The 12,223-nt window shown below is 65.5% G+C and carries 13 protein-coding genes; 2 read left to right on the plus strand and 11 right to left on the minus strand.

The window, feature by feature from the left end; translation table 11 throughout:
- Positions 1 to 88 precede the first annotated feature (88 nt).
- The 5 genes from B0E47_RS15190 to B0E47_RS15210 form a co-directional block, all read right to left on the minus strand.
- Positions 89 to 1,783 (minus strand): GGDEF domain-containing protein, encoded by a 1,695-nt coding sequence (locus tag B0E47_RS15190; RefSeq protein ID WP_343124539.1) that lies wholly within the window; start codon positions 1,781 to 1,783, stop codon positions 89 to 91.
- Between the two features lie 90 nt (positions 1,784 to 1,873).
- Positions 1,874 to 2,176, minus strand: a complete 303-nt coding sequence (locus tag B0E47_RS15195; RefSeq protein ID WP_077515391.1) for a hypothetical protein — start codon at positions 2,174 to 2,176, stop codon at positions 1,874 to 1,876.
- A gap of 234 nt (positions 2,177 to 2,410) precedes the next feature.
- Positions 2,411 to 3,220 (minus strand): SAM-dependent methyltransferase, encoded by an 810-nt coding sequence (locus B0E47_RS15200; RefSeq protein ID WP_077515109.1) that lies wholly within the window; start codon positions 3,218 to 3,220, stop codon positions 2,411 to 2,413.
- Positions 3,221 to 3,246: 26 nt separating this feature from the next.
- Positions 3,247 to 4,023 (minus strand): slipin family protein, encoded by a 777-nt coding sequence (locus B0E47_RS15205; RefSeq protein ID WP_077515110.1) that lies wholly within the window; start codon positions 4,021 to 4,023, stop codon positions 3,247 to 3,249.
- Between the two features lie 16 nt (positions 4,024 to 4,039).
- Entirely contained in the window at positions 4,040 to 5,458 is a 1,419-nt protein-coding gene (locus B0E47_RS15210; RefSeq protein ID WP_077515111.1) for a nodulation protein NfeD, read from the minus strand.
- 137 nt (positions 5,459 to 5,595) lie between these two features.
- Here B0E47_RS15210 and B0E47_RS15215 point away from each other — a divergent pair, with 137 nt between their 5' ends.
- The gene (locus B0E47_RS15215; protein ID WP_077515112.1) at positions 5,596 to 6,060 is read left to right on the plus strand and encodes a cupin domain-containing protein; all 465 of its coding nucleotides are present in this window, start codon (positions 5,596 to 5,598) and stop codon (positions 6,058 to 6,060) included.
- On the opposite strand, the gene B0E47_RS15220 is transcribed toward B0E47_RS15215, so the two are convergent.
- From B0E47_RS15220 to B0E47_RS15230, 3 genes are all read right to left on the minus strand, one after another.
- On the minus strand, positions 6,057 to 6,899 hold the full coding sequence (locus tag B0E47_RS15220) for a DUF3014 domain-containing protein (RefSeq protein ID WP_077515113.1): 843 nt from the start codon (positions 6,897 to 6,899) through the stop codon (positions 6,057 to 6,059). The genes B0E47_RS15215 and B0E47_RS15220 overlap by 4 nt on opposite strands.
- Positions 6,900 to 7,047: 148 nt before the next feature.
- Complete coding sequence (locus tag B0E47_RS15225) at positions 7,048 to 7,809, minus strand: ABC transporter permease (protein ID WP_077515114.1); 762 nt, start codon at positions 7,807 to 7,809, stop codon at positions 7,048 to 7,050.
- Positions 7,806 to 8,732, minus strand: coding sequence for an ABC transporter ATP-binding protein (locus tag B0E47_RS15230; RefSeq protein WP_077515115.1), 927 nt, complete (start codon positions 8,730 to 8,732; stop codon positions 7,806 to 7,808). The genes B0E47_RS15225 and B0E47_RS15230 overlap by 4 nt, the downstream gene beginning before the upstream one ends.
- Positions 8,733 to 8,925: 193 nt before the next feature.
- On the opposite strand from B0E47_RS15230, the gene B0E47_RS15235 reads away from it, so the two are divergent.
- Positions 8,926 to 9,528, plus strand: a complete 603-nt coding sequence (locus B0E47_RS15235; RefSeq protein WP_077515116.1) for a DsrE family protein — start codon at positions 8,926 to 8,928, stop codon at positions 9,526 to 9,528.
- Between the two features lie 27 nt (positions 9,529 to 9,555).
- On the opposite strand, the gene B0E47_RS15240 is transcribed toward B0E47_RS15235, so the two are convergent.
- From B0E47_RS15240 to B0E47_RS15250, 3 genes are all read right to left on the minus strand, one after another.
- A complete protein-coding gene (locus B0E47_RS15240; protein ID WP_168171081.1) occupies positions 9,556 to 10,071 on the minus strand; it encodes an RNA methyltransferase in 516 nt (171 codons plus the stop codon).
- A 220-nt stretch (positions 10,072 to 10,291) separates the two neighbouring features.
- Positions 10,292 to 11,416: an FAD-dependent monooxygenase gene (locus tag B0E47_RS15245; protein WP_077515118.1), complete on the minus strand. Its 1,125-nt coding sequence runs from the start codon at positions 11,414 to 11,416 to the stop codon at positions 10,292 to 10,294.
- A gap of 173 nt (positions 11,417 to 11,589) precedes the next feature.
- Complete coding sequence (locus B0E47_RS15250) at positions 11,590 to 12,072, minus strand: hypothetical protein (protein WP_077515119.1); 483 nt, start codon at positions 12,070 to 12,072, stop codon at positions 11,590 to 11,592.
- Between the last annotated feature and the right edge of the window lie 151 nt (positions 12,073 to 12,223).

Genomic DNA, 12,223 nt, shown 5'->3' on the forward strand with positions numbered 1-12,223 from the left:
TAGCGCGCGCCCGCCCGGCTGTCCATGCGATCGGCGGCGATGCACGCGAAATACGCCGGCTACCAGGGGAAAACCGGCCTCTGCATGCTCACACGAGGCTCAGGTGGACATGTCGACTGTCGGACAGGCTGACCCGGTTGCGACCCTCGCGCTTGGCGCGATACAGCGCATCGTCCGCGTCCATCATCAGCTGGCGCAGGTCGTAGCCGGAGTTGGTCGCGGCGGCCACGCCGAAGCTGGCGGAAATCGGAATGCCTGGAGCGTCCTCGCCAGCCGAAACCGTAGCAATGGCCACACGCATCTGTTCGACCCGCGCCAGCACCTGGTCCAGCGTGCACTCGGGCAACAGCATGCCGAACTCCTCGCCGCCGAGACGACCGAACACGTCAGTGGAACGCAAGTACGCCTGGCAGGCTGCCACGGCGCGCTTCAATACCCGATCGCCTACCGCATGGCCGTGCGTATCGTTCACCGTCTTGAAGTGATCCAGATCGAGCAGCACCAGGCAGGCATCGCGCTCCGATTTGCGGCAGTACTGCAACTGCCGATCGGCTTCGCCCACGAAATACTGCCGATTGAAAATGCCGGTAAGTCCATCGCGCCGCGCCAGCTTCATGAAGCTCAACTGCGAACGCTTGATGCGGTAGGTGATGAACCCGACGAAGGCCAGTATCGACAACAGCAGCACGATCCAGAGCCTGCCCGCCTCCACCGCCTTCTTGCTGAGTGCCTGTTGCAGCGAGAGGATCTGGTTCTGCTTGTTCAGTGCGTCGATCTGCAGCTTTTTCGCCTGCACCTGCTGCTTGACCGTCTGGTATGCCAACGCCTTCGCACTGACATCGTTCAGATAGCCCTTGTCGGCGGCCATGTATTTTTCGTGCCATGCCAGCGCGGCGTTCGGATCGCCCTGCTTCTTGCTGATCAGATACAGCAAGGCATAGGCGCTGGTCCGCGATTTGGTGAACTCGTGCTTGACGCCATCATCAACGGCAGCGTATGCGTACTGTTGCGCCAGCGCAGTGTTGCCTTCGTTCCAGTACGCCTGCGCCAGTGCGGCATCAAATTCCGAGATCTGTTCCGGGTAACCGATGCGTCGGACTTCGGCGTAGTGCTTCTGCAAAAGCTTGATCGCCGCAGACGATTGCCCATGTTGAATGTCAAAACTCGCCACATTGGCACGAATTCCATTAGCGTAGAGGAATTCCAGCGCCTTGCTGCAGGCGTCAATGGCCTCAGGGTACTGCCTGTCGAATGTTGCGAACTTGCCGCTCTCATACAGCGATTGAATCTGCAAAGCTCTGGCTTTGCAGCCGCCATCCCCATCCGGGTTCTCCTGGAGCATCTGAGTCGCATAGGTCAGGCCAAGCTCGTATTGGCCAGCCTCGTTGTACAGGAGCGTAGCAACACCCAGGCCCTGTATGCGGGCGGCCTTGTCGGTAATCTGCGGCAGTTGATCCAGCAACCGGCTGACTTGCGCAAACGCTTCCTCATAATGGGAGCCGATGGCAAGCATGTTCACCAGGGTCGTACCCGCACGAAACCGCAACGTGGCATCCGTGGATTCCGCGATGACCGCATTCAACAGTGGCGTGGCGGTTTCGTAGTCGCCTTGATAACCGATGGCCCAGGCCTGGAGGTAACGCAAGTGCATGCGCTGCCCCGGAGAAAGCGTGGCTGCCTCGGCGCCCAGCCGCTTCAACAGTTGGACGAACTCGGGATGGTTCGACGTCTTGACGCCGTCAGCCTGCCTGAGCAGTTGCGCCGAATCATCGGGTGCGGGCACGGCCGCAACGGCCGTGCCCGCCAGCAGAGCCGCAAGCAGGATACAGCCGGCAACGTATGTCCGGCGCCGGCGGCCCGGAGAAAACATCGACTAGGCCGTCGGGATCGCGGTGCGAAGCCCGCTGTGCTCGGGGGCTTCATCCGGCTCCCTGGACGGAGTCTCCTCGTCCTCGTCGCCTTCCTCTTCTTCCTCTTTGCCGGGCAAAAAATAGCCGCAAACAGGAGCGTGTCCCAGCAGCGCCTCAACTTGCGCCTGATCCTTGGCGAGAATGGCCGCCTGCAACTCCGGGGTAATCTCGGCGCCGCTCAACGCCAGTTCCACTTCATCCTGCGCCGCATGACGCAACTGCGCGTCCTGCCCCATCTGTTCCAGAAAATCGATGACATCCGTCATTGCCTGCCCCTTGACCATTGGTTGTTTGAAAACGCACTGCGAAGGTCAATGGATTTGACCCGATACGTTCGACCAAGACCCCTATCCCCCGTGGATATGTCGAATTGTGGCATATCGCGGCCTACCGGTGATTGCGGCATCTCCTCGTTTTTGTCGCCGGGCCGGCGGCGTGTGGCGCCCACCCTGCTCTTCCGAAAGCCCCGTGCCGTCGGGCCCGGGAAGGCCGCGCCTGCTTCAAGCCACGCCAGTCGCTGCCTTGTCCAGCGCTGTCAGCCGCGCGCGGGTCTCGTGAGCGATCTGCATGGCCCGCGCGGGCGGAATCACCACGGTATCCTGCATCGCGATATCCGCCTGCGGCAAATCGCCCAGCGCCAGCCGCTCGATCCGTGCCGACTGGATCGGCAGGGTCGGCGTGCGATAGATGATGACCTCGTGCTCCAGCGGATAGTCGCGCACCAGCACTTCCACCAGCACCTGCCGGTACGCCGGGCCGGTGGAGAAACGCGCCAGCGACTGGTCGCCGACCAGGCCGACCTGCCACAGCACGAGATACGCGGTGGGGTCGATCCGACGCTGGTAGAACAGCAACTGGCTGGCCTCGTAGTGCTGGCAGCCGAACCGGCCGGGGTCGATGCCCAGGTCGGCATACAGGCAGTCCTCCGCGGAAATGCCCGGCTCCATGTGCGCGGCAAACCCTTCGCTCCGCGCCACCTCGATCGCCTTGTGCGGCGCCCAGGCGAACACGCCGGGATGGCCGTAGAACACGCCGCAGACTTTCCGGCCGGCATGCACCTCGGCGAGGATGGCCTCGACCATCTGCCGATAGGTCTGCATGCGCGACTTGCCCTCGCGGTAGTACGGCTGCAGGCTGCGCACGTCCTTGTGCATGCGCCGCAGCCACAACTCGACGATGCCGTCGGAAACTCCGGCAAACACCACGTCGGCCTGCTCGATATGGCTGCGCGCCAACGGCCCGAGGTGGGAGCCCAGGGTCATGCCAAGGCCGACGCAGACCAGACTGCCGGCCGGAGCTGTTGCATTCATGCTGTTGCTTGCTCGTGCGAGATGGATCAGTCCGTTGTACCCGAATCCCGCTTCGACGGAAATGCCTCCATCAGCGGCTTGATCAGATCCAGCGGCAGCGGGAACACGATGGTCGAGGACTTGCCGTTGTTGGACATGTCCGACAAGGTCTGCAGGTAGCGCAGCTGCAGCGCCTGCGGCTGCTGCGACAGCATCGCGGCGGCATCGCGCAGTTTCTCGGCGGCCTGCATCTCGCCCTCGGCGTGGATCACCTTGGCCCGGCGTTCGCGTTCGGCCTCGGCCTGGCGCGCGATCGCGCGCACCATCGTCTCGTTGAGGTCGACGTCCTTGATCTCGACGTTCATGATCTTGATGCCCCACGGATCGGTGGCTTCGTCCAGCGTCACCTGCAAGGTGTGGTTGATCGAGTCGCGCTGGGACAGGATCTCGTCCAGTTCGTGCTGGCCCAGCACCGAACGCAGGCGCGTCTGCGCCAGCTGGCTGGTGGCCTGCAGGAAGTTCTCCACTTCCAGCACCGACTTGTCCGAATCGACCACGCGGAAATAGACCACCGCGTTCACGCGCACCGAGACGTTGTCGCGCGAGATCACGTCCTGTGGCGGCACGTCCATCACGGTGACGCGCAGGTCGACCCGGATCATGCTCTGCACCACCGGAATCAGCAGCACCAGCCCGGGCCCCTTGGTACCGGTGTAGCGGCCCAGGGTCAGTACCACGCCGCGCTGGTACTCCGGCAGGATCTTGATCGCGGCGAACAGCAGCAGCACACCGAGAATGATCAGTACACCGACAAATCCGAACATGGTTATCTCCTGGCCTTCATGAAACGCTCGCTTCGGCTGGCGCCGGCTCGACCCACAACAGCAATCCCTGACGCGACACTACGCGCACGCTGGCACCGGCGGGCAAGGCGCTGGCACAGCGCACGCGCCAGCGTTCGCCACGCAGCATCATCCAGCCCTCGCCGTCGGCGGTGACGGGCTCAAGCAACAAGCCGGTGTCGGCGAGCATCGCCGCGTCGCCGATGAACAGCCGCGTCCGGCGCGCGTGCAACACCAGCCACACGATCACACCCAGCGACGCCGCAAAACCGACCGCGATGCCGCCGATCACGCCGAGGTTGACGGCATAGCCGGGCACGCCCGTCTTCATCAGCATCACCGAGCCGATCACGAACGACACCACCCCGCCCACGCCGAGCGCGCCCACCGTGGGATTGACCGCTTCGGCCACCAGCAGGCCGATGCCCAGCGCCATCAGCGCCAGCCCGGCGTAATTCACCGGCAGCAGTTGCAGCGCATACAAGCCCACCAGCAGGCAGATCGCACCCACGATGCCCGGCAACATCGCGCCCGGATGCAAGGCCTCCAGCGCCAGGCCGAAGACGCCGCCAAGCAGCAGCAGATAGGCGATCGTCGGGTTGGTGATGATCGCCAGGAAACGCGTGCGCGCACCCGGCGCATAGTCGCGTACCGTGGCGCCCTTGAGCTGCAAGGTGACGCTGCGCTCGCCGACCTGCACCTTGCGTCCGTCAGCCTTGGCCAGCAGGTCGGCCACGTCGTTCGCCACGAAGTCGATCACGTGCTGCTGGGCCGCCTCGCTGGCGGTCAGCGTGGCCGCGCCGCGTACCGCCTGCTCGGCCCAGGTCGCATTGCGCCCGCGCAACTGCGCCAGCGAGCGGATGTAGGCGATCGCGTCGTTCAGCACCTTGTGCGATTCGGCATCGTCATCGGCCTGATCCGGCTTGGCGGGCGCGCTGGAACCGGCCGAGGCCGGCAACTTGTCTGCCGCCTTCGGCAGGGGCATCGGCGTGCTTCCACCGAGCGATACCGGCGTCGCCGCACCCAGGTGGGTGGCCGGCGCCATCGCGGCGATCTGTCCGGCGTAGAGGATGTAGGTGCCGGCCGAGGCGGCGCGCGCCCCGCCCGGCGCCACGTAAACCAGCGTCGGCACCTTGCTGGCCAGCATGCGCGCGATGATCTGACGCATCGATTCGGACAGGCCGCCCGGCGTGTCCAGCTGCAGCACGATCGCCACCGCGCCGTCGGCCGCCGCGCGCTGCGCGGCATCGTCGAAATACTCCGCGGCAGCGGGCCCGATCGGGCCATCCAGGGTGATTCGCGCCACCATCGCCGGGGGCGCCGCATGCGCGCCGGCAGGCAGGGTATCGGCACACACCGCCAGCATCGGCAACATGCAGCACAGCAGCATCCCGAGCAGCCAGCAGCCACGCTTCATGATTCCAACCTCCACCGCGTTCGCGACGTCGCCCCACTGTAGCCGGTCCGGCCTGCAAAGGTGGTTAATCAGCCGGACATGCGCCAGGCCGCAGCCACCGACGCACAATAAGGAGGTGCCAACCCGCGGAGAATCGCATGCCCAGGATCGACGTTTCCCAGGTTCCCGAACGCAAGGGCTCGGGTTATCCATCACCTTTCGCGGCGACGGCCGGCGCGCGCATCAGGCGGGCGCTGGGCGATGCCGGTGGCCTCACCGATTTCGGCGTCAACCTGACCCGGCTGCCGCCCGGCGCGTGGTCGAGCCAGCGCCACTGGCATACCGACGAGGATGAATTCGTCTACGTGCTGTCCGGCGAGCTGGTGCTGGTCACCGATACCGGCGAACAGCTGCTGGCCGCGAATGACTGCGCGGCGTTCCCGAAGAACCGCGTCGACGGCCACCACCTGATCAATCGCGGCACGCAGATGGCCGTCTATCTGGAAATCGGCAGCCGCAGCGAGCGCGACTGCTGCCACTATCCCGACATCGACCTGTATTGGGACAGCGCCGTCGACGTCTACGCGCACAAGGACGGCTCGCCGTACCCGAACAAGGTCTAGCCGGTTGTGGCCGCCGCGGCCGGATGCAGGTTCTGTCCGACCAGCAGGCTGCGAATGGTGCGCAGCTTCGCCTTGATGGCTGCTTCATTGGCCGGCCCCGTACGCAGCAGCAGGCGCTGCCCCGCCGACAGGGATTCCAGGCCGGGGTCGGCGTAGACGTAATAGCCGTTGGACAGCCGCAACGCCGGTGGCGCGGCCGGCTCCGGCGCAGCCAGCAGGTTGTCGATCGCCACGATCAGGCGGTCGTTGAAATAACCCTTCGGGTAACCCAGCTGCCGGTAGGCCTGCTGGAACAGCGGATAGGCGTGCACGTACCAGGCGACCAGCGCCTGCGGATCGACCTGCTCGACGACCTGCATGTACGGCGCATAGCGCGCGGCATTGCCCGCGCCGATCACGGTGTTGCCGTCGACGTTGCCGGTGACGAAGGCACCCTTCGGCGTGCGCGCCGGCAGCATGAAGCCGCCGAGGCTGCGGCCGGGCATGGCGTCGATGGTGGCCACGATGCGCGCGATGATCTGCGGGCGCACCAGCAGCAGGGACAGCGGGCTGTTGCCGGCCAGCCGCTGCAGGTTCGACGCCACCTCGTCATCGCTTTGATCCAGTGGCGGCAGCGCGGCCGTCGAGGCGCCGGCCGGTTGCGTCTGCGCATCGGCGATCGGATGCCGGATCGGCACGGCAGCGCTCGTCGGCACGGCCGGAGTCGGCGCGACCGCTGCCGACCCGGCGGATTGGTCCGCATGCATCGCCTTGCGTGCCAGGAATACGCCGGCCGCGACTACCGCCAACACCACGACCACCGCCACGACCCAGCTGCCTGTTGATCTCTGCCTGCGCATGTGCTTTCCCGTTGTTGCATGTCGATACCGGTTTCGACTTTCCCGCGCCCGAATCGTTCAGCGTAACCGCGCATCCTATCCTCATTCGGCAGCACGATTCGGCCAAGTGACTGCCAGCCAGGCCCTCAACACAAGGGGCGACCGCCGCTCAGGCTTTCAGCCGGTAGCCGCTACGAAAGATCCACCACACCAGGCCCAGGCAGATGGCGAGGAATACCAGGGTCATGCCCAGGCTGATTCCCACGCTGACGTCGGAAACGCCGTAGAAGCTCCAGCGAAAGCCGCTGATCAGGTACACCACGGGGTTGAACAGCGTCACCTTCTGCCACAGCGGCGGCAGCATGTGGATCGAGTAGAAACTGCCACCGAGGAAGGTCAGCGGGGTCACGATCAGCAAGGGCACCAGTTGCAGCTTCTCGAAGTTGTCCGCCCAGATGCCGATGATGAAACCGAACAGGCTGAAGGTCACCGCGGTAAGCACCAGGAACACGACCATCCACAACGGGTGCGCGATGCCGAAGGTGACGAACAGCCGCGCCGTGACCAGGATGATGGCACCGAGGATGATCGACTTGCTGGCCGCCGCGCCGACGTAACCGGCGACGATCTCGAACGGCGACACCGGCGCGGACAGGATCTCGTAGATGGTGCCCACGAATTTCGGAAAGTAGATCCCGAACGAGGCGTTCGAGATGCTCTGCGTGAGCAGCGACAGCATCACCAGGCCCGGCACGATGAAGGCGCCGTAGCTGACCCCGTCGATGCCGTTCATGTGCGAACCGATCGCGGCGCCGAACACCACGAAGTACAGCGAGGTGGAAATCACCGGCGAGACGATGCTCTGCAGCAGGGTGCGCCGGGTGCGCGCCATCTCGAAACCGTAGATCGCCCGGATGCCGTGGATGTTCATGCGCGCTCCCTGACCAGGTCCACGAAGATGTCCTCCAGCGAGCTCTGGCTGGTCTTGAGATCCTTGAAGTCGATGCCGGCCTCGGCCAGCCGCCGCAGCAACACGTCGATGCCGGTGTGCTCGCCCTGCGCGTCGAAGCTGTAGACCAGTTGCCGGCCATCGTCGGAAAGTTCCAGCGCATAGCCGTCGAGCGCGGCCGGGATGGCTGGCAGCGCATCCTGCAACTGCAGGGTCAACTGCTTGCGGCCGAGCTTGTTCATCAGCTCGGCCTTGTCCTCGACCAGGATCAGCTCGCCCTTGTTGATCACCCCGATCCGGTCGGCCATCTGCTCCGCCTCGTCGATGTAGTGCGTGGTCAGGATGATGGTGACGCCGCTGGCGCGCAGCCCGCGCACCATCTCCCACATGTCGCGGCGCAGCTCGACGTCGACGCCGGCGGTGGGCTCGTCGAGGAACAGGATCTGCGGCTCGTGCGACAAGGCCTTGGCGATCATCACCCGGCGCTTCATGCCGCCGGACAGGGTGATGATCCGGCTGTCCTTCTTGTTCCACAGCGAGAGGTCCTTCAGCACCTTCTCGATGTGCGCCGGGTTGGGCGATCGACCGAACAGGCCACGGCTGAAACTCACCGTATTCCACACCGTCTCGAACGAATCGGTGGTGAGCTCCTGCGGCACCAGGCCGATCTTCATGCGCGCGGCACGATAGTCGCGCACCACGTCGTGGCCGTCCGCCAGGACGCTGCCGGCACTCGGGTTGACGATGCCGCAGATGATGCTGATCAGGGTGGTCTTGCCGGCGCCGTTCGGTCCCAGCAGGGCGAAGATCTCGCCCTTGCGGATCTGCAGGTCGATCGGCTTCAGGGCCTGGAAACCGGATGCATAGGTCTTGCTGAGTTGCTGGACTGAGATGATCGGTTGCACGCAGGCTCCGCCACGATGGCTCGATGGGCAGCCGATGGTATGCCGGACCGCGCGATGCCGCCAGCATGCGAGACCGGAGGCGCGGTAACGGGCGCGCCCGGTTCGACGCCTGGCGACTGCGAACGCGGGACAGCGAGCCGTGCGCTGGAGTATCGTCCGCGAGCCGCGCTGGGCGGCATGAGAGGGGATGCCGATGAGCAGGAAATTTCCGCATGCCGGCACGATCGCCTGCGCCGTGTCCGTCCTGCTGGCGCTGCCGCTGCAGAGCATGGCGGCGACTTCCGGCGGCCACCCTGCCGCTGCCTCCTCGGCGCCGGAAACGACCTGGGTCTATCCGGTGATCAAGGGATTCGGCAGGGTCCATCCGCGCCCGGACGCCGCCGCGCAGCCCGACCCCGACGCCGACTACAAGGTGATCGTCGACGTGGTCCACGGCAGCAAGGATCATCACGAGGTGCTCGGTTCGCTGCAGCGCCTGGCGCGCACCGTGAACCTGATGGGTTTTGCCAGGGTGCCGCCTTCGCACGTGCATATCGTGGCCGTGCTGGAAGGCGAAGCCGCCTACGCCGCCGCCAGCAACGCCGAATACCGCAAGCTGTTCAAGACCGACAACCCCAACCTGCCGATCCTGCATGCGTTGAAGCAGGCCGGCGTGCAGTTGCTGGTCTGCGGCCAGGCGATGGCGGAGATGAATCTGCACGACAGCGATCTGGGCCCGGACATCACGGTGTCGCTGTCGGCATTGAGCGACTTCGTGGTGTACGGCCAGCGCGGCTACAGCTACATGCAGCTGTGAGGCGCGGGCCTGCACCACGCACCCTGATCAGGGGCAGAACGCCCGGGTAATCTCGAACGTGGCGATGGCGCAGGCCGTCGCCACATTCATCGAGGAATGCCGGCCGCGCATCGGGATGTGCACGGTCTGCTCGGAGAGATCCAGCAGGGCCTGGCTCACGCCGGCGTTCTCCGAGCCCAGCACCAGACAGATCCGGTCCGAGGCATGGACCACCAGCTGGCGGATGTCGATGCTGGCGCTGGTGAGCTCCAGGCTGATAATGCGATAGCCGGCCGCCTTCAGCTCCTGCAGGACCGGCAACGGGTCCGCCGCGTGACTGAAAGGCACGTGTTTTTCCGCCGCCCGCGACGTCTTCCTCAGCTTGTTGTTGGGCGGCACCGGCGACCTGCCGGTCAGGTGGATTTTCTCCACGCCCAGTGCATCGGCGATCCGGAACAGGCTGCCCACGTTCATCGGCACATCGAGGTCGTGTGCCAGGTAGCACAGCGAAAAATTGCTGTGCGAAGGCCGATGATGCGTATGGTCCAGCTGGATGTTGGGCATGCTCGTATCCGGTTGCGCGATGGAGACAGCGATGGGCTCACCGGCCTTCGATAGCCACAGGCGCGGACTCAGAGCTTGTGAAGAAAACCACTTCCTGTGGTTTTCTTCTATCGCGAGCCCGGTACACGCCCGGACTCGCTCACGCGAATCAAGCACATGCGTGCTCGATCCGCGTCCGGCCATCCGTGGCCGGGCTGAGAGGTTGAATAGTCACAACCTCTCAGCTCGGCATCCGCAGCGGATGGTCGAGGCCCGCCAGGGTCCTGATCATGAGACCCCGCAGCGGCGCCAGTTTCAGTGCCTGCGGCACCAGCGTGTCGCGCAGCCGGCGCAGCACGGGTGGATGGCCACCCATCAGCCGGGTGAGCGTCGCCACTTTCCGCACCACCCGCCCATCCACCGCCCGGCGCAAGTCCGCGTAGGCCTGCAGCTGCGCCACTGTTCCGCCGAGGGCACGCGCAGCGCACTCGGCGAATACCCAGGCGTCCTCGATGCCCAGGTTCATGCCGCGCGCGCCCAGCGGCGAATGGATGTGCGCGGCATCGCCGCCAAGCATCACCCGCCCGGCACCGAAACGGCTGGCCAGTCGGTGGCCGATATGGAACCGCGACTGCCACTCGACCTGGCCGGCCACGCTGTCACCGGGCAGTTGCGCCAGCGGTTCGGCGCCGTTGCCGATGACCCGCCACAGGTCGGCCTGCAGGTTCATCACGAACACGAAGCCATCCGGCGCCAGCACGATATGCGCGCAGCGCGGGTCGAGCGAAGTGCGCAGATGCAGATCCCACAACAGCCAGGGTTCGGCCAGCGTGTGCCCCGGAAAGTCGATGTCGAGCGCATGCCGCACGGCGCTGTGCGCGCCATCCGCGCCGAACACCAGCGACGCATGCGCCGTCCGGTTGCCGTGCCCCGACTGCAGATTCAGGCTGACCTGCTGTGCATCCTGGTGCAGCGTCTGCAGGCTGGTGCCGCGCTCCACCTGCACACCGCACTGCGCCAGCGCCTGGGTGAGCAAGGCCTCGGTGGCCGCCTGGGCCAGGCCGATCGGCAACTGCGCCGAAAGCTCGCCGCGCAGATCGATCGAGGCCACCTGCCGGCCCGCCCGATGCAGGACGGCGCCGACCACCGCATGGCCCTCGCCCACGATGCGTCGTGCCACGCCGCTGTCACGCAGGATGTCGAGCGTGCGCGGGTTGACCAGCAAGGCCTTCGAGGTCGTGGTCGGCTCCGCCGCCGCATCGATGATGCGTACCGGCAGCCCGCGGCGGGCGAGGAACAGCGCCGCGCTCAACCCGGTGGGTCCGGCGCCGACGATCATCACGGGAAGTTGCGTTGCCGCGCTCATGCGTCCCTCCTCCTTACAAGGTATCCCACATCGCCCGACGGCGTGATGGATTTGCAGGGCCGAGCCTGCGCGCCTGCACCCATGAAATACGATCCGCCTTTTGAATGGAACGGGGAATCCCGTGCGGGTGAAGTGGCGTTCCTAGTTCATGCCACGGCCGCGACAGCTCGTGCTCAGAACAGCAACAGCAACAACGGCACCATGATCCCTCCGGCCAGCACCGCGCCAAACAGGCCGGGCCGGCGGCTGAAGCGCCAGGCCATGTAGAGCCCACTCAGCACCGACGTGAACAGGCCCAACGCGATCAAGGCGAAGAAGATCTTCATGGGCAGCAGATTCTTCAACAGCCGGTTGTCGTTTTCACCGCGTTGCGCCTTGCTCGATGCGACCGCGGCTGGCGCCGCCGGAGTCCCGGCCTGCGCCGTCGGCGGGCGCGGTCGCCTGGGCGGAACCACCAGTGTCTGCTTCTTGTGCAGTTGCGCCATGCTGACCAGCCACGCCGGGGGCGCGTAGCTGCTGCCACGACTGGTCTCGTGCAGGCCAAAAGCCTGCAGCCCTCCCGTCAACGCGAAAAACAGCAACATCGGCGCGGTGAACACGCCGAGGTAGAGGTGGATCGTGCGGACGGTTCTTGGAAAGCGATGGGTCAGCGACATGGCTCTCGATGTCATGCATGAGGGGTGGCACAGGGTAACCGTGCCGCGATCCGGCAGCTAGGAATGCCCTGATCTATTCAGCACAGGCGGCATGATGTCCAGAAGGTTCGCAGGTGGTAGTGCGGGGCACGGCCAAGGCTGGCCGCCTTGG

It is taken from the genome of Rhodanobacter sp. B05 (assembly GCF_002001085.1).
In the GTDB taxonomy this organism is placed as follows: domain Bacteria; phylum Pseudomonadota; class Gammaproteobacteria; order Xanthomonadales; family Rhodanobacteraceae; genus Rhodanobacter.

Excerpts from the sequence above, each read along its gene's own strand:
- B0E47_RS15195 (WP_077515391.1), bottom strand. The coding sequence starts at position 2,176 with ATGACGGATGTCATCGATTTTCTGGAACAGATGGGGCAGGACGCGCAG.
- B0E47_RS15200 (WP_077515109.1), bottom strand. The coding sequence starts at position 3,220 with ATGAATGCAACAGCTCCGGCCGGCAGTCTGGTCTGCGTCGGCCTTGGC.
- B0E47_RS15205 (WP_077515110.1), bottom strand. The coding sequence starts at position 4,023 with ATGTTCGGATTTGTCGGTGTACTGATCATTCTCGGTGTGCTGCTGCTG.
- B0E47_RS15210 (WP_077515111.1), bottom strand. The coding sequence starts at position 5,458 with ATGAAGCGTGGCTGCTGGCTGCTCGGGATGCTGCTGTGCTGCATGTTG.
- B0E47_RS15215 (WP_077515112.1), top strand. The coding sequence starts at position 5,596 with ATGCCCAGGATCGACGTTTCCCAGGTTCCCGAACGCAAGGGCTCGGGT.
- B0E47_RS15220 (WP_077515113.1), bottom strand. The coding sequence starts at position 6,899 with ATGCGCAGGCAGAGATCAACAGGCAGCTGGGTCGTGGCGGTGGTCGTG.
- B0E47_RS15225 (WP_077515114.1), bottom strand. The coding sequence starts at position 7,809 with ATGAACATCCACGGCATCCGGGCGATCTACGGTTTCGAGATGGCGCGC.
- B0E47_RS15235 (WP_077515116.1), top strand. The coding sequence starts at position 8,926 with ATGAGCAGGAAATTTCCGCATGCCGGCACGATCGCCTGCGCCGTGTCC.
- B0E47_RS15240 (WP_168171081.1), bottom strand. The coding sequence starts at position 10,071 with ATGCCCAACATCCAGCTGGACCATACGCATCATCGGCCTTCGCACAGC.
- B0E47_RS15245 (WP_077515118.1), bottom strand. The coding sequence starts at position 11,416 with ATGAGCGCGGCAACGCAACTTCCCGTGATGATCGTCGGCGCCGGACCC.
- B0E47_RS15250 (WP_077515119.1), bottom strand. The coding sequence starts at position 12,072 with ATGTCGCTGACCCATCGCTTTCCAAGAACCGTCCGCACGATCCACCTC.